Genomic DNA, 17,395 nt, shown 5'->3' with positions numbered 1-17,395 from the left:
GCGTTAGATTTTGAGTTCTAAAGCCCCCACCTTGGCCAAGACATACTTACCTATGACGTCAAATTCCAAATTCACCTTGTCCCCTACCCTAAGAGTATGGAAAGAGGTATGCTCGTAAGTATAAGGAATCACCGCCACGGAGAAGGCGCCCTTTTGTGAATTTACCACTGTGAGGCTCACCCCATTGACCGTAATAGAGCCTTTTTCTATGGTCATATTGCCCAAGGAAGGGTCGTAGTGAAAGGTAAAGACACGGCTTCCCTGAGCATCCTCTATCGCATAACAGATACCTACCTGATCCACATGTCCCTGTACGATATGCCCATCCAAGCGATCACCGAGCTTCATGGCACGTTCCAGATTGACTGCATCCCCTTGCTGCCAATCGCTTAAGGAGGTCTTTTGGAGCGTTTCATCTATGGCTACCACCTCGTATATATTGCCCTGAATTCCTACTACGGTAAGGCATACCCCATTGTGAGCGACACTCTGGTCAATCTTAAGCTCAGGGGCTAATTCGCTTTCTATAAAAAAGTGGCGGTTCTTTCCTTGGGAAATTATTTTAGCTACGCTACCAATTTTTTCAACAATTCCTGTAAACATTTTCAATAAAATTACGTATTTTTGCACCTCAAATCGCATGGGCTGAAAGGCGATGCAAATTAACAAAAAAAAGATGGAAAAAACAAATATTCGTATAGGAGTTTCCGTAGGGGATCTCAATGGAGTAGGTTTGGAAGTGGTTATGAAGACCTTTGCCGATGAACGCATGTTGGACTTCTGTACGCCGGTACTCTTTGCCTCGAACAAGGTAATCGCTTTTGGGAAGAAACAATTTGGGATAGAGTTCACCTACAATGGGATTGTACACCTGAACTCAATTATTGATCACAAGCTCAATGTGATGAACATATGGCGGGAGCTTCCTCCTATTGATCTGGGTACCCCTACCCCAGAGAGTGGCCAATGTGCCTTGGATTCGCTCACCGCGGCGGTGGCTGCGCTGAAGGAAGGGCAGGTAGATGTACTGGTAACCGCCCCTATCAACAAGAAAAACATCCAATCCGAGCAATTTCACTTTCCTGGACATACGGACTATTTAGCCCAAGAACTGGGTGGGGATAGCCTGATGTTCATGGTATCGGACGAGCTACGTGTAGGCTTACTCACTGACCATGTACCGCTGAAGGATGTGGTGAAAAATATCACTCCTGCCTTGGTAGAGAAGAAAATTCGCCTGATGGAAGCCTCCTTGCGTATGGACTTTGGCATTATTCGCCCTAAGATAGCCGTTTTGGGTATCAATCCTCACTGTGGAGATCAAGGCGTTATCGGCCATGAAGAGGAGAAGATCCTCCACCCTGTGATACAGAAGCTCTATAAGGAAGGTATCTTAGTCTTCGGTACTTATAGCGCTGATAGCTTCTTTGTATCCGACTATAAGCATTTTGATGGGGTCATAGCCCCTTACCATGACCAAGGCCTCATCCCCTTCAAGATGATGTCCTTCGGTAAGGGGGTCAACTTCACCGCAGGACTTTCCAAGGTACGTACCTCCCCCGACCATGGCACCGCCTATGGAATTGCCGACAAGGGAATTGCCGATGAGAGTTCCTTCCGCCAGGCCGTCTATACTGCTATTGATATCTACAGACGACGTACTGAAAATGAGGAGCTGATCGCCAATGCACTAAACGTCAATAGCTTAGACAAAGGATTCTTATCCAAGGAGAAAGGAGACTGATCATAATGATTAATGGTTAATGATTAATGGTTAATTAACTGAGAACTCAAAACTCAAAACTAATAACTAATAACTAATGACTATTTTTTATGGACTGGTTTTATAACTTAATGACCAATCATGAAAGTGTTGCCTACACGGTAATTATCTACAGCATAGTAATTGCTGCAGGGGTAGCTCTTGGGAAGGTGCGCATCGGGGGGATATCCTTTGGTATCGCTTGTGTACTTTTCACAGGCATTGCGGCTTCTCATTTTGGCTTTACTATCAATGGTGAAGTACAACACTTTGTAAAAGAATTCGGGCTAATCCTATTTGTCTATACCATAGGACTACAAGTAGGCCCCGGTTTTTTTGCCTCCTTCCAGCGCGAGGGGATTAAGTTCAACGCCTTGGCTGTTTTAGCCGTTGGGCTATGTATGCTCACGGTAATTGCGATCCACTATCTCACAGGGATTAACATGCCTACGATGGTAGGGATCATGTCCGGAGCGGTGACCAATACTCCTGGATTAGGAGCGGCACAAGCTACCCTAAGCGACCTATCCCCCACGGCTACTGATTCAGTACTTTCCACTGGTTATGCGGTGGCCTATCCCTTTGGGGTCTTGGGTATTATCCTTGTGATGCTCGGTATGAAGGCGCTGCTAAAGATCAATGTAGAAGCCGAGAAGCGACTACACAGTTTCCGCCATCGTGGAGAGCATTCCACCATTGTACGAGTAGCCTTTGAATTAGAAAATCCAGCACTATTTGGCAAAAAACTCAGTGCCATTCACCAAACCTTAGATTTCAATTTTATCTGTTCTCGTATTTTCAAAGACGGAGAGGTTATACTGGCCAATGACCAAATCACCTTAGCCAAAGGCGATATTATCCTCTTTGTAGTAGATAAGCAATATAGTGAGAAACTAAATAACCTCATCGGAGCATCTGCTAAAACCGAAGAATACTTCCCTGAAGATACTAAAGATAAAAAACTCATCTCTCGTCGTATCAATGTTACTCAAAAAGAGGCTTATAGCAAGAAGCTGTCGGAGATGAATATCTATGAGCGTTTTGGAGTTACTGTAACACGTGTCTATAGGGCAGGGATGGAGTTTGTTGCCTCCCCTGATACCAAACTACAATTTGGTGACACCATTACTGTAGTGGGCAGTGAAGAGCAACTAAAGATAGCCACCAAAGAATTCGGAAACTCCAAAAAACGCCTAAGCACTCCTCATATAGCGGAACTCTTCTTAGGCATCACTTTAGGGGTTTTGGTAGGTAGTATTCCTTTCCATATCCCAGGAGTACCCGTACCTGTCAAATTAGGGTTGGCAGGCGGGCCGCTGATTGTAGCCATCCTTATCAGCCGCTATGGCGGACGCCTTTCTGTTACGCACTACGTATCCCAAAGTGCCAACCTGATGATACGAGAGATAGGGATTGTCCTGTTCTTGGCCAGTGTAGGCTTGGATGCTGGGAAGAACTTTATCCGTACCCTCACCGAAGGCGATGGACTCTTATGGATGGGACTGGGAGCTATTATCACCTTAGTACCGCTGGTGGTTACCGCTTGGCTCTCCCGCTGGAGAGGTAAGCTCAACTACTTGGAGGCTTGTGGGCTACTCTCAGGTGCCTCCACCGACCCTCCTGCTTTGGCTTTTGCTAACGACATGACGGGCTCCGATGTACCAGCTCTTACCTATGCCAGTGTATATCCGCTTACCACCTTTCTGCGTATCATGGTTGCCCAGCTACTCATTGTCTTTTTTGCATAGAATCCTAGAATATGTTTCATAAGGAAATACTCCCTACTGCTTGGAGCAGATAGGGAGTATTTCGTTTTTCACCAATCGGTATTTTTCTATTTCTTCAGCGGTAGCCACCGCTTCACAGGGCAAAGGCAGCACCGAAAAGCCTATACTTCGCAGCTTATCAAAGTAGTCTCGACCATAGATCCGTACATGGTCATATTGTCCAAAAATACGTGCCCGTTCCTTAGGGTCGGTAATGGAATCATCGGCAAAGGTCTCGGCACGGTCTAACTCCTGCGGCACTTGGAAGATCCCCCAGCCACCTCTCTTGAGTACACGATAGAGCTCCCTCATCGCTTGGGTATCATCGGGGATATGCTCCAAGACATGATTGCAGAGAATCACATCGAACTGTTCGTCCTCAAAAGGCAAGGCGCAGATATCCGCCTTGACATCGGCTAAGGGCGAATAAAGATCAGAGGTGATATATTCCAAATTGGCCTGCTGCCTAAAACGCTTATAAAACGCCTGTTCTGGAGCTATATGCAACACCTTAAGCGGGGCAGAAAAGAAATCTGTCTTTCGCTTGAGATACAACCACAATAGCCTATGCCGCTCCAGCGAAAGCGTAGAAGGCGAGAGCACCCCCTCGCGTACCTTCCCATAGCCATAAGGGAGAAAAGTACGGAAGCTACGCCCATCGATAGGATCCGTATAGCGAGTCCCCTTGTAATAAAACGCTAAAAGCGGGCGTACCCAATAGCTGGCACGGATAAGCCAAGGGCGCGGAAGGGTATTGAGTATTGTCTTAATCAGCTGCATTATTTATACAAAAATTCGTCCTCCTCGTGGCTTTCGATCCCCAAGGCCTCATAGATATACTTAAAGGTAGAGAGCAACTTAGGCTTACCATCTACAAGGGCTACATCATGCTCAAAATGTGCAGAAGGCTTGCCATCACGGGTAAGGATTGTCCAGCCATCGCTTAGCTGGTTGATATTCTTAGTGCCCATATTAATCATCGGTTCTATGGCCACCACCATACCTTCTACAAATTTTTTACCCTTACCTCGCTTGCCATAATTGGGCATCTCGGGGTCTTCGTGCATTTTGGTACCCACCCCATGGCCTACCAACTCGCGTACTACGCCATAGCCATGTTGCTCGCAGTAAGTCTGTATGGCATAGCCTACATCCTCTACCCTATTGCCGAGCTTGAACTGGCGAATACCCATATAGAGCGATTCCTTGGTCACCTTCAGCAGCTGTGCCACCTCGGGGCTTACCTCCCCCACTGCAAAGGTATAAGCATGGTCGCCATAGTAACCATTCTTGAGCGCCCCACAGTCTATAGAGATGATATCCCCCTCACGCAAAGGCTTGTTATTGGGGATGCCATGCACCACCTGAGCGTTAGGACTCACACAGAGTGTATTAGGGAAATCATACAGCCCCAAGAAACCCGGCTTAGCCCCCTGAGAGCGAATGTAGTCCTCGGCCAATTTATCTAAGTATAAGGTAGTTACCCCAGGTTTGATCTCGCTGGCCAACATACCTAAGGTGCGAGAGACCACCTGTGCACTCTCGTACATAATCTCTATCTGTTCTCTTGTTTTTACCTTGATCATCGAATGCTTATTTACAAACATGCAAAAGTACGAAATTAATTGTCAATTGTTAATTGTTAATTGTTAATTAACTCATTATTCACAAAACCAATTAGCTATTATTAAAAAATACATACCCTATTTCTGTAAAGAGTAAGTAAATCATGACGGTTAGCTTACTTAGGTTTTTCAAGATCTACAGAAGCTGAAAAATTAACTTTCTCGTAACTTTTAATTTCCGGAAATGTATTATTTTTGCAGCCCAAAAAATATTATTTTGAATTAGTTTAAATAACTATCGCTTATATGTGTAAATATCTATTATTTTGGGGATTACTCTTCTGTAGTATTCCCTGCCTGTTCGCCCAAGAGACCATCTCGGTACGAGGGCGTGTTACCGACAGCCAAGGCCAACCTCTCTTAGGGGTAAGTGTCCTCTTAGACGGCACTGCTAAGGGAGCCTCCACCAACGAAAAAGGCTTCTATGAGGTGCGCCATGTTCCTATAGGGCAACAGACCTTTGTATTCAGCTACTTAGGCTACCAAACCCTCAAGCAAACCTTTGAGGTCACCCCTAACCCATCGGGTACCCATACCCACTTGGACGTTGCCCTCCAAGAGGAAGCCCAACAGCTCCAAGAGGTAGAGATCATAGGTCGCCGAGAAAGTTCCTATAAGAACACCACTTCCTTCTCTGGTACCAAGACGGCCACTGCGATTCGCGACATTCCCCAAACCATCAACTATGTAACCAAAGAGGTCATCCTCGACCAAGGTGCCTCCACGGTGAACGATGTGGTAAAGAACGTCAGTGGGGTAAGCCAATACACCACCTATAACGACTTCAGTATTCGCGGCTTCCGCACCACTGGGAATCGCAATTCAGGGAACCTGCTCAATGGGATGCGCGCCCAAACCAGCCTTTGGTCAGCCTCTTCCTTGGCCAATATAGAGCGTGTAGAGGTCATCAAAGGCCCCGCCGCCGCCCTCTTTGGCAACGCCTCCCCAGGAGGACTCATCAACCGTGTGACCAAAAAACCCCTCTTGGAGCGCCAACATACCGTTTCGGTAAATACCGGTAGCTGGGGTACACTCAAGAGCTATGGCGACTTCACTGGCCCCTTGAACGAAAGCAAAAGCCTGCTCTATCGCCTCAACCTCGGTTATGAAACCACCGATGGCTACCGAGACCTACAAGGACGTAATACACTGACCATCGCCCCCTCTTTCTCCTTTATCCCTAACGAGAAAACCCGCTTCAATGTGGACTTGACTTATTACCGCTTGGACGGCAAGGTAGACCGTGGACAAACGATCTTCGGCGATGGCGACCTCTCCTCTGTGCCTATCACCCGTTCCCTTAGTGCCACCAATGACTTTTTGAAGGAAACTCAAATGAATATCACCTTAGGGCTTACTCACAAGATTACCGATGCGCTTTCCTTCAATAGTACTTACCTGAACTCCTCCTACAGCGAAGACCTCAGGGAGCATAACCAAGCTAATAGCTACTATATGCAACAAGGAAACAAAGCCAACACAGGTGACCAAAGCAAAATCCTCATGCAAGCACTACTGAGACAACGTACTTTCCGAAACAATAGCTTTAATAACTACTTCAATTATAATTTTAACACAGGTATTGTAAAACATACCCTTTTGGTAGGGTATGACTACTTCCAAGTAGAACAACTCCCTGGAGCTTCCCAACTTACCGCAGGAGGCTATTTGCTTAGAAATGGAAAGACTACCACAACCTTTGACCCTACCAAACTCAATACTTATGTACTGGATTCCAATAACAAACCTTTGACCAATGTGGCCGTATTTGACCTAAACAACCCTACTGGTGGTAATGTGATGAAAGAAACCAACAAATATATCTTTACCTCAGGAAATACCAAACCTACCCTACAGACCTCGCACGGAATCTATCTACAAGAACAATTGGAAATCAGTATGGTAAAGTTGCTTTTAGGGCTTCGTAAGGAGTTTTTCAAAGACTACCTCAACTACAAACAAAACAATGAGGAAACCATAGAACAGCAAGCCCTTATCCCTCGTGTAGGCTTGGTCATTACCGCTACGGATAACATCAACTTCTACTCCACTTGGATGAAAGGCTTCGAGCCACAGAGTGCTGATACGCAATCCAATCCTGACCGCTATGGAGGCCCCTTCGACCCTGTCTATAGCGAGCTCTTCGAGACTGGGCTTAAGACGGATTGGTTCAACAAGCGCCTGAGTGCTACCGCCTCCGTCTTTAAGATTATCCAACAGAACACCCTCTACCCTGCTTCCCCTGCGGTGCCTGGTAAGCCTGACTACAAAATGCAAATCGGTGAGGAGGAGTCCAACGGATTCGAGTTCGACCTCGCTGGAGAAATCTCCCCCAACTGGAATATCTTGGCTAGCTATGCCTACATAGATGCTCGTATCACCAAGACCGCCAGCAATAGCGAAAAGGATTTCGATATGCAGCGCCCCTCTACCCCTCGCCACTCTGGGAATATCTGGACGAAATACATCATCACCGAAGGCTTCTTCAAGCACTTAGGATTCGGGGCTGGGTACAACTTTGTCACCGAGCGCTTCGGACAAGTAGGTCGCCGTGCCAATACCACCGTATATCCTGGTTATGGACTGGTGAATGCGGTACTCTACTACAAAATCAACCAAATACAGCTTCAGGCCAACCTGAACAATATTCTAAACAAAACCCACTGGGTAGGCGGCTACGATAAGCTACGCTCCTTCCCTGGTGCTCCTCGGAACATAAATGTGACCGTTTCCTATAAGTTTTAATCCTCCTATTTTAAGAAAAAAGGTTGCCCAAACGGCAGCCTTTTTTATTGCGTAATTCTTACCCCAAAAAGGGTTTTTCCCTTGATTTTTAGAGGGAAATGTAGTATCTTTGCAACCTAATTTAAAAGGGGGATTATTTTAGACAATATTCAAAAAGTTTTGTCTTTAATGAACATATACCCTCATATCCACTACTTATTTATGGATTTTTTCTCTATAACTTTTCGTATAGCCGATCAGAAATAGTTTGTAAAAAATAGCATGAGTAGGTGTAGGGGCTAATTGGAATTAGCCCTTAAAAAGAAAGCAATTTAGAGTAAGTTACTTACTCTATTAACCATAAATTTAAATTTGTCTGACTATAACTAAATAATCAGTATCGTATGTTGGTAGATAATCATTCAACAGAATTTAAAGTACATAGCTTCATTCAACAATATATTAATGAAGGCTCAATGGATATAGTAACCGGTTACTTTACCGTGGGAGCATTATGTCATTTTGCTAATCTTACTAATGAGAGAATAGCACAATATCGCATTATTTTAGGTGATATTACTCAACGTGATGTTACTGAAATTAGTTCTTTAGACCTACTCAATGCTGATCTAAGCATTGAAAAAGCTCTTAGTCTAAAAAAACTTGCTAATGAGGCTATTGAGTTCTTAAGACTAAACAAGGTATCTCTTAAAACTTTAGAGCCTAACTTCTGCCATGCTAAGCTATATCTATTCAAAAGCGAGAAAAACGACCGACAAAAGAATTTTTATATTTCTGGCAGCTCTAATCTTACTGAAGCTGGTATTGGCATCAAGCAATCTGATAATTTTGAACTAAATATTGCTGATTTTGGAGGAAATGAACAATACACTGAAATCCTTAACTGGTTCAATGCCTTATGGGAACATCCCAAAGCCCATACTGAAAAATATCTTATCAATGAGCAAGGCAAAGAAATAAAAGTAGATTTCAAAGAATATCTTATCCAAGAAATTGCTAAGTTATTCAAAGACTTCCTCCCTCAAGATATCTATTATAAAATTCTCTTTGAATACTTTGCCAAAGATGTACAACTCAGTATCAACAACCCTGATCTAGCAAGAAGTATCGACAGACTCAAAAGCTCCGAAATATACAACGCTCTATACGTGTTTCAACAAAAGGGCGCAGAAAGTCTTATCCGCAAATTAGAACAGTTCAAAGGGGCTATCTTAGCCGATGCAGTGGGGCTTGGAAAGACTTGGACTGCACTGGCAGTAATGAAGTTTTACCAAAATAGAGACTATGATGTTGTCCTATTTTGTCCTAAGAAATTACATTATAACTGGCTCAAATACCGAAATGGACAAAACTCACGTTTCGAATCCGATAAACTGCGTTATGCCATTCGATTTCATACCGACTTGGATGAGAATCTCATGCAAAAACCTCATTATATAGAGGATAGACAAGACTACAACTTTGTCAATAACACTCCTAAACTCATCGTCATTGATGAAAGTCATAACTTGCGTAATGATAAGTCCAAGCGTTTTCAATACCTATTAGAAGAGATTATTAAGAAAAACAAAGAAGTAAAAATACTACTCCTTTCAGCAACTCCTATCAACAACTCTTTCAAGGATATACGCAACCAAATCAAGCTCCTGACCAAGGATAACAATGCGGCCTTTAAAGAAAGTCTAGATATAGAGAACCTATATTATTTATTCAACAAGACTACCAATCATTTCAACCGCTGGCAGGAAAAGAAGAACGCCCCCATTACCGAACTCACCCGTTCATTTGATCCTTATTTCTATAAGCTCACCGATTCGCTTATTGTGGCACGTACACGAAAGATGATTGTAGGACAACAGCATAATCTCTCTTTTCCTATCAAGGCCAAACCACAGAATAAGTATATCACCCCAAGAATCATGATTGAGGTGGAGACTCTCAATGACCTTATAAGTATGTTCCCCCCCTACTTGGCTGGGTATCAACCTAATTACTATGCTCTTACAGAAGAACAACGCCGAGAAAGAGATAACGAAAATAGAGAAAAAACCAGTCATGATGTACTTTCCGATGAGGTACAGCGAGACTTCTTCTTGGTAAAAATGATCCGTATTCTCCTACTAAAACGTTTAGAGTCTAGTTGGTTCTCTTTTCATGCTACTATAGATAATATATTGAGTAATTTCACCAGTAGTTTAGAGAAACTGGAAGCCTATAAGACCTTACAAGCCAATCAGCATATTGACAATAATATAGAAGACTTCCTTGATGAGGAAGATGATTTTCAAGACTTCTCCTTAGGAAAAAGAGAAATAAAAATAGCCGATATAGATAAGGCTGGCAGTTTGGAGCTATTCGAGAATGACCTCAGAGCCGATATAGAATGCCTTGAAAGCCTTTCCGAGGGCATGGGTAATTTTGCACGTATCATTAAGAAAGAAGAAAAACATACCGATAGGTCTAAAAGTAGCGATACCAAACTGCAAGAACTTATCAAAGTGCTTCACCAAAAGAGTGAATACTCCCACAATCCTAAAGTGATTATCTTCACCACTTACCGAGATACTGCCCAGTATCTCTTTGATCAACTCTCCGCTCGTGGCTTCTCCAAAATCGCCATGATCAGTGGAGAAGGGACTATTACTGATTATAATGGAGAACTGGTCAAAAATTTTGAACCCATCTTAGAGCGTTTTGCCCCCTTCACCAAACTCTTTACCGAACGCAAATGGGAAGAATTTTCATCTGATATACAAGACCCTATAAAGCGTTTCGAAGCATGGAAAGAATGGGTAGTTACTATAGATAAAAAAGTAGAACAACAGCTACAAACCCCCATTGATATTCTCATTGCCACCGATGCACTCAGTGAAGGACAGAACCTCCAAGATGCCGATATGGTAATCAATTATGATATCCACTGGAACCCTGTACGTGCTATTCAGCGCGTAGGTCGTATTGACCGACTTGGCTCTCCTAACCAGCAAGTATATACCGTAAACTTCTGGCCTGCACCTAATATCAATGACTACCTGAATCTACAGACACGTATAGAGAAACGTATGGCCGCCATGAAAGTAGTAGGGGCTGAAGATATTAAGGATTTTACCGAAAACTATGCTGAAATTGCGACTGATGAGACCTTAGAGGAAAGACAGAACAGAAAAATGCTCGAACAAATGCAAGAGAGTATTGATGATTTAGAAGATGAAAAATCATTCGGATTTGACGACCTCTCTCTTGAGAATTTCCGACAAGACTTGGCTTTAGAGCTTGACCAAAGAAGGCGCTATTACGAACAATTGCCCAATGGTATTTTCTCAGGAATAGCCCTATCCCCTACCGATGAACCTCAAGCCAAAGAAGGTGTCATCGCTCTGATAGGCTCGCCTGTGAGAAAGGCCAAAGAGAGAAAAGATTACAAACACCTAAGACTGATCTATATAGATAGCCAAGGAATAGAAGTATTCCTTAACGAATCTGAAATACTTAATTATCTCGCCAAGATAAAAAATGCCCCACGCTATGGTTGTGAAAAGTTGGATATAGGAGAGGAAGAGGAAGTAAAATACTATGCCAACGCACTCTCTAAATGGTTTGAACAACAACAAGCCCACATAGTTGTAGACGGGGATGGACATACCAAAAAGGTAGCAGGAAAAGCAAGCCTTGATATGCTAGACCAACTCAGCAAAGGTAGAAAAAACGCTATTGAAGAAATGAAAAATACACAAACAATGGGTACAAAATACAACAAAGATAATTGGGATTTAATTACTTGGCTCATCGTTAAAAAATAAACTGACTTATGGAAAATATTATACATACTTTTAAAAATAGTAACCTTTTTGAAGTAACTACAATTTTTTTTAAGCATCTCAATATTTCAACTCAAACTTTTGAAAAACAAGCTTTCTTACCTCAGGATTTCTTAAAAAACTTATACAAACCTGAAAAACAAAAAGTAATAAAAGAAATCTATTTGGTAGGGATGGTAACTGATGAAGTATTTAGTGGAAAATCATTAGCTGAAATAGATAATGAGCTTAGTTATGATTACCAAGGGCTGCTCATCATAGCTGTAGATTTAGAAGATAAAACCGCTACCCGCACCGAGCTCTCAACCCTTACACGTCTTTTTAACCGTCGTTTCAATGCAATACCTGTAGCAGTACTTTTTCGCTATGGAAATCATATTGCTCTTGCCAATGCCGAACGTACCGAGTACAAACAGGCCTTCCGCGAAGGGGAAAAAATAGGTAAAGTCTCTATCCTCAAAGATATTGACACCCAAAATCCTCATCGTGGACATTTAGATATATTGGAAACCCTAAAGATACCAGCTAAGATAAAGACTTTCAAGGATCTATATAAGCATTGGCAAGAAGTATTCAATGTATCCACCTTGAATAAGAAATTCTATAATGAACTCTTCGCTTGGTATCAGTGGACTATCTCGGAAGAAGTAGGGGTTACCTATCCCAATGATACCCAAACCGACCAAGATGACCGTGTACAATTGGAAGAACAAGTCATCCGCCTAATTACTCGTGTACTCTTCGTTTGGTTCATCAAGCAGAAACAATTAATCCCTAATGAGTTATTCGAGGAAGATTCGCTAAATCAGCTTCTTAAAGATTTCAAACCTACTTCACTAAGCGAAGGAAGCTATTATAATGCTATCTTGCAAAACCTATTCTTTGCTACCCTCAACAAAAAAGTAACTGAACGTGCCTTTGCTAAAGCTAAAAACACTCGTGATATCAAGACCCTTTATCGCTATGAAGAGATGTTCAACTGTAGCGAAGAGGAGATCATAAAGCTATTTGCTCCTATCCCCTTCCTCAACGGAGGTCTCTTCGAGTGTCTTGATAAAGACAAAGGCAACGATGGAGTACGCTATCACTTAGATGGATTTAGTCGTAATGATCGTAGGTCTCAAGCCAATGGACACTATACCCATCGTGCTTTTATCCCCAATGCTGTTTTCTTTGACAAGGAAAAAGGCTTATTCCCTTTGCTTAATCGCTACCACTTTACCATAGAAGAAAATAGCCCTAATGACGTACAAGTAGCCCTTGATCCCGAACTCTTGGGTAATGTATTTGAGAACCTCTTAGGAGCCTTCAACCCTGAGACCAAAGAGAGTGCTCGCAAGCAATCAGGTAGTTTCTATACCCCTAAGGAAGTAGTACACTATATGGTAGATGAATCACTTAAAGCCTATCTAAAAAAACATCTACCTCATATTACTTATGAAGATATTGAAGTTCTTTTTGAAGATACAGACCTCCCTATAGAATGGTCAAAGTATCCTACTAATTGCCAAAAAGTAGTAGATGCTCTTGAAAGTATAAAAATACTTGATCCTGCTTGTGGTTCAGGTGCTTTTCCCATGGGAATACTCAATCGTATGGTATACCTATTAGAAAAATTAGACTTTAACAATAAAAAAAGTCTCTATGAATTAAAGCTACACCTTATTCAAAACTGTATCTATGGGATAGATATACAAAAAATAGCTTCACAGATTAGTAAGTTGAGATTTTTCATTTCATTAATCGTAGAGCAATCTGAAACAAGTGATAGTAGTGAAGATAACTATGGCATAGAGACCCTTCCTAACCTAGAGACCAAATTTGTCACAGCCAATACACTTATTCAACTAAAGTTAGAAGAACAAAGTGATACATTAACTCTATTTGATAACAATGACCCCGAGCTCAAAAACCTGAAAAAAGAATTATTAGATATACGTTATAATCATTTTTATGCTAAAACTGTAGCAGAAAAAATAAAATATAGAAAAGATGATGAAGACAAACGTAATCAGATAAAGAAACATATATGGGATAATCTCACTAAACCCAATACAGAGCATATTGGTATATGGGAAAAAGAAATTCTACGCTTACAGAAAGAATTTGAAAAATATAAAGATGAAAAATGGGAAGAAATCCAACAATCAGATCTCTTTGGAGAAATCACTCTAATTAGAATAGATTTAAACGGAACCAAACGTAGAGATATTGAAGATAGAATAAGATATTTACAAGCTCTTATTGAAAAGGAATATCACAAGGTAGCTCCTAAAGGACTTCAAGAAGAATTGAACTCCCTTGCCTCTTGGAATCCTTATGAGCAAAATGGTGAAGCTAAATTCTTTGATCCCGAATGGATGTTCGGTATCTCCGATGGCTTTGATATAGTTATAGGAAATCCACCATACTTTTCTTTAACAACAGATAGTCCTGAAAAAGACAAAAGAACAGGGACTCCCATAAAGCATAATACTCTTTATGAAAAACAAGGCTATGAAACCTTTGCCCGTACAGGAGATATCTATTGTTTATTCTATGAGAAGGCTTACCAATTACTAAAGCAAGGTGGTATTTGCAATTTTATCACCTCCAATAAGTGGATGCGTACAGGCTATGGACAAGCCACTCGTAAGTTTTTCATAGAACATACCAATCCACTTATCCTGATAGACTTTGCAGGAATAAAGGTATTCGAAACCGCCACTGTGGATGTTAATATCCTGTTATATGTCAAAGAAAAACCCACTTTTAACACTTGGGGCTGTACCATCAAGGACAATGAGTTAAAAAAATTGAGCCTTTATGTTCGGCAACATGGAGGAAAAACCTCCTTTTCCTCAGACGAAAGTTGGGTGATTCTCTCCGAGATAGAACAACGTATCAAAGCAAAGATAGAAGCTATAGGGACACCACTCAAGGAGTGGGATATACAGATAAACTATGGCATAAAGACAGGTTTCAATGATGCTTTTATCATCAATGGAGAGAAGCGTGCTGAACTTATCGCTCAAGACCCTAAAAGTGCCGAGATTATAAGGCCGATTTTACGCGGCAGGGATATAAAACGCTATGGGTATGACTTCGCTGATTTGTACCTTATAAACACTCATAATGGTGTAAAGGAGAAAGACATAAAACGTATTCATATAGAGGATTATCCAGCCGTAAAGGCTCATTTAGATTTGTATTATCCACAGTTGGAAAAGCGTGCTGACCAAGGGGACACTCCCTATAATCTAAGAAACTGTGCTTATATCGAGGATTTTTATAAACAGAAAATCGTGTGGAAAGCTGTAGGACGAAATTTAGCTTTTTCTATTCTAGAGGAAGGGAAATTTGTAACAGCCCCAGCATCTTTTATCACTTCTGAAAATAGTTTATATTATATTTTAGGTTTTTTATGTAGCTCTTTTGCAAAGTATTTTATTTACAATAATAGTGATACAACAGGAGCTGGTGATATTATGTTGAATATACAATCCCTAGTAAAAATACCTATACCTCAACCTTCTATAAACAATCAGGAAGAGGTTGAAAATATAATCTCTGAAATCATTGAGGGGAAAAAAGAAAATATAGATACAATACTTTTAGAAAATAAACTTGATGAAATTATAAATAATATCCTTAGTTTAAGCCCTGAAGAGATTGATTTTATCAGATCTTTTTGATTTTTAGATGCCATAAATCATAAAAAGTAAATTATGGCATCTTTAATCAGATACTTTCAATGAAAATTATTTCTTCTTCTGATAGATTATAAAGTTTGTAGAGTAATTGGTCTATTTTATTATATTCCTTACTTTTAACTAATTCCATTATTGATGTTTTTATCAAATCATCTATTTCTATAATAGGAAGTTTCTCTAAATTATACTTATAATGTCTATAAGCACCTCCATTACCGATGGGAGTATCTTCACTATTTATCCAATAGGTGATCAGTTTTGAATTTAGGAATCCTAAAAACCAACTATCTTCTGTTGAAAAGAAGTAATTTGTATCTAATAGGAAGGTTCCTTCAGGGATTAATGAATAGTATGTTTCACCAACACTAGCCCAAGCAATTTTCTGTTTATAAAAATCCTCCCTTATAGAAGAATTTTTTACTCTTTCTTTTTATAGGTTTTTTCTCTAATTTCATTAGTTGTTATACACATATCATACCCTTTTTCTTTTAACCCATTAGCAAGTTTAGCATCGCAAGTCCAAATCTTATGTCCCGTCTCAAAATGAAGTGCTATAAATAGATAATCATCAGGGTCTATATCCTTAGCTACTTCAGCAGCTTTTTCTCTATTTTTCTTTTTAATTTCTTCTAAATCATAGAAGGTAATATTCTTTGTAGCTTCCTTTAGAATATCAATCGCTTTCTTTTTAGTGAGATGATTACGTTCCATCAGAATAGGCAGATGTTCCTTTACCTCTTCCAAGAGATAGGATGGAGCAATAAACTGTAACCTATTTTTTTCATTTTTTAGAATGGTTGCCATGGCTCCATTAGGTGTATAGAAACAACTAAAGATAATATTTGTATCAGAGATGACTATCATGTTCTTGCTCTTTTTCTTTTTTTGCAATGGCTGCTTCCCAACGTTTAGTCATATTTCGATTGGCTTGTTTGGAAAGAGCCATAATCTCATCTCGGTATTTGATAGGCATACCATACTCATCTTCTTCTAAGTCCTCTTCTATGGGCTTAACGGAAGTTACTTTTTTATCTTTTATTTTTATATTCTTTATAAAATCAAGTTTTTTAATATATTCCAAAAAAGCCAAAGAATATGAATTATCATCCGTAATTGTAAATGTAACAGTCATAATAGTATTATTTTTAAGTGCAAAAATACGATTAAAAATCAAAATAAGCAACAGTCTATTTTTGGTTTTCAATAAACTTTATCTCTTCTTCTGAAAAGCCATAAAGTTTATAAATAGAATTTTCTATGGCGCTTTCTTCTAAAGAGATAGATAATATAGGTTTAGGAATTGGTAGTTTCTCTAAAAATACTTTTTTATATCTATATCCATCACTACCAAGACCTCCTCCTGCATAAAAAGTTTTAAAGAAATAAGTAATTGTTTTAGAATGTAATAAATGATATAAATACTCCAAATTTTCCCCTGTCATAATAAAAGTTGTTGCTTCTGCAAAAAATTGCCCATTCTTGTCTAAAAAAAACTGAGGCTCCCTCACTATCTCACTATATAACAGTTTTTCTTTAAAGAAATCCTCCCAATAATTTGCCCCCCAACGTTGTAAAGCATACCATTCGTAGCGTATTCCTGTCTCTGCTTTATTTCTATTAGAAAGCTCTTCTTTGTATTGTAAAAGATGATTATAAATTGCAGGATACTGATTTTCAAATGCTTTCTCTGCCTCTTTAGAAGCTCCTTTTATTTCAGGTGTTCTTTGATGAAGAGGAAAATGCCAAGGAATGAATAAGAGATAAAGATCCGCAAATTCATATCCGTATCGCTTAATATCACGACCACGAAGTATCGGCCTTATAAGTTCGTCTGTTTTCTTACGTTCTTCTTCACTTTGACAATTGGCTAAAATTTCCTCTTTCTTAGCTTTATCAATAATGAAAGCATCGTTGTATCCTGTTAGAATACCCCTATAAATATTAACATTCCAATCCTTGAGTGGTGTCCCTATAGCTTCTATCTTTG

At 40.3% G+C, this 17,395-nt stretch carries 11 protein-coding genes; 5 read left to right on the top strand and 6 right to left on the bottom strand.

Translation table 11 applies throughout. The features are described from left to right. Positions 1 to 3 precede the first annotated feature (3 nt). The gene (locus HMPREF1551_RS11325; RefSeq protein WP_034544680.1) at positions 4 to 603 is read right to left on the bottom strand and encodes a riboflavin synthase; all 600 of its coding nucleotides are present in this window, start codon (positions 601 to 603) and stop codon (positions 4 to 6) included. A 73-nt stretch (positions 604 to 676) separates the two neighbouring features. Between HMPREF1551_RS11325 and pdxA the strand changes: the two genes are divergently transcribed. Then, positions 677 to 1,744 (top strand): 4-hydroxythreonine-4-phosphate dehydrogenase PdxA, encoded by a 1,068-nt coding sequence (pdxA, locus tag HMPREF1551_RS11320; protein ID WP_196800726.1) that lies wholly within the window; start codon positions 677 to 679, stop codon positions 1,742 to 1,744. An 89-nt stretch (positions 1,745 to 1,833) separates the two neighbouring features. After that, positions 1,834 to 3,510 carry a putative transporter gene (locus HMPREF1551_RS11315; RefSeq protein ID WP_021629290.1) on the top strand — a complete coding sequence of 559 codons (1,677 nt, stop codon included), beginning with the start codon at positions 1,834 to 1,836 and terminating at the stop codon, positions 3,508 to 3,510. A 33-nt stretch (positions 3,511 to 3,543) separates the two neighbouring features. Here the strand turns inward: HMPREF1551_RS11315 and HMPREF1551_RS11310 are convergent, their stop codons facing one another. Beyond that, the gene (locus tag HMPREF1551_RS11310) at positions 3,544 to 4,308 is read right to left on the bottom strand and encodes a class I SAM-dependent methyltransferase (RefSeq protein WP_021629289.1); all 765 of its coding nucleotides are present in this window, start codon (positions 4,306 to 4,308) and stop codon (positions 3,544 to 3,546) included. Beyond that, the gene (map, locus tag HMPREF1551_RS11305) at positions 4,308 to 5,114 is read right to left on the bottom strand and encodes a type I methionyl aminopeptidase (protein WP_034544666.1); all 807 of its coding nucleotides are present in this window, start codon (positions 5,112 to 5,114) and stop codon (positions 4,308 to 4,310) included. Before map ends, HMPREF1551_RS11310 begins: the two co-directional genes overlap by 1 nt. Before the next feature lie 285 nt (positions 5,115 to 5,399). Between map and HMPREF1551_RS11300 the strand changes: the two genes are divergently transcribed. From HMPREF1551_RS11300 to HMPREF1551_RS14290, 3 genes are all read left to right on the top strand, one after another. Next, on the top strand, positions 5,400 to 7,898 hold the full coding sequence (locus tag HMPREF1551_RS11300) for a TonB-dependent receptor (protein ID WP_021629287.1): 2,499 nt from the start codon (positions 5,400 to 5,402) through the stop codon (positions 7,896 to 7,898). A gap of 455 nt (positions 7,899 to 8,353) precedes the next feature. Beyond that, complete coding sequence (locus HMPREF1551_RS11295; protein ID WP_196800725.1) at positions 8,354 to 11,698, top strand: helicase-related protein; 3,345 nt, start codon at positions 8,354 to 8,356, stop codon at positions 11,696 to 11,698. Positions 11,699 to 11,706: 8 nt separating this feature from the next. Continuing rightward, a complete protein-coding gene (locus HMPREF1551_RS14290; protein ID WP_021629285.1) occupies positions 11,707 to 15,390 on the top strand; it encodes an Eco57I restriction-modification methylase domain-containing protein in 3,684 nt (1,227 codons plus the stop codon). Positions 15,391 to 15,825: 435 nt separating this feature from the next. Here HMPREF1551_RS14290 and HMPREF1551_RS11285 read toward each other — a convergent pair whose 3' ends face one another. The 3 genes from HMPREF1551_RS11285 to HMPREF1551_RS11275 all read right to left on the bottom strand — a co-directional run. Beyond that, positions 15,826 to 16,272 (bottom strand): PIN domain-containing protein, encoded by a 447-nt coding sequence (locus HMPREF1551_RS11285; RefSeq protein ID WP_021629283.1) that lies wholly within the window; start codon positions 16,270 to 16,272, stop codon positions 15,826 to 15,828. After that, on the bottom strand, positions 16,256 to 16,540 hold the full coding sequence (locus tag HMPREF1551_RS11280) for a hypothetical protein (protein ID WP_034544665.1): 285 nt from the start codon (positions 16,538 to 16,540) through the stop codon (positions 16,256 to 16,258). The genes HMPREF1551_RS11285 and HMPREF1551_RS11280 overlap by 17 nt, the downstream gene beginning before the upstream one ends. A 55-nt stretch (positions 16,541 to 16,595) precedes the next feature. Beyond that, a partial coding sequence (locus HMPREF1551_RS11275; protein WP_021629281.1) for a TaqI-like C-terminal specificity domain-containing protein occupies positions 16,596 to 17,395 on the bottom strand: 800 nt, incomplete at its 5' end.

It is taken from the genome of Capnocytophaga sp. oral taxon 863 str. F0517, from assembly GCF_000466425.1.
Taxonomy (GTDB): Bacteria; Bacteroidota; Bacteroidia; order Flavobacteriales; family Flavobacteriaceae; genus Capnocytophaga.
The sequence above is the reverse complement of the archived record's forward strand: the minus strand, read 5'-3'. Positions and strand labels throughout refer to the sequence as shown.

Excerpts from the sequence above, each read along its gene's own strand:
- HMPREF1551_RS11300 (WP_021629287.1), top strand. The coding sequence starts at position 5,400 with ATGTGTAAATATCTATTATTTTGGGGATTACTCTTCTGTAGTATTCCC.
- HMPREF1551_RS11285 (WP_021629283.1), bottom strand. The coding sequence starts at position 16,272 with ATGATAGTCATCTCTGATACAAATATTATCTTTAGTTGTTTCTATACA.
- HMPREF1551_RS14290 (WP_021629285.1), top strand. The coding sequence starts at position 11,707 with ATGGAAAATATTATACATACTTTTAAAAATAGTAACCTTTTTGAAGTA.
- HMPREF1551_RS11325 (WP_034544680.1), bottom strand. The coding sequence starts at position 603 with ATGTTTACAGGAATTGTTGAAAAAATTGGTAGCGTAGCTAAAATAATT.
- HMPREF1551_RS11315 (WP_021629290.1), top strand. The coding sequence starts at position 1,834 with ATGGACTGGTTTTATAACTTAATGACCAATCATGAAAGTGTTGCCTAC.
- HMPREF1551_RS11280 (WP_034544665.1), bottom strand. The coding sequence starts at position 16,540 with ATGACTGTTACATTTACAATTACGGATGATAATTCATATTCTTTGGCT.
- map (WP_034544666.1), bottom strand. The coding sequence starts at position 5,114 with ATGATCAAGGTAAAAACAAGAGAACAGATAGAGATTATGTACGAGAGT.
- HMPREF1551_RS11310 (WP_021629289.1), bottom strand. The coding sequence starts at position 4,308 with ATGCAGCTGATTAAGACAATACTCAATACCCTTCCGCGCCCTTGGCTT.
- pdxA (WP_196800726.1), top strand. The coding sequence starts at position 677 with ATGGAAAAAACAAATATTCGTATAGGAGTTTCCGTAGGGGATCTCAAT.
- HMPREF1551_RS11295 (WP_196800725.1), top strand. The coding sequence starts at position 8,354 with ATGGATATAGTAACCGGTTACTTTACCGTGGGAGCATTATGTCATTTT.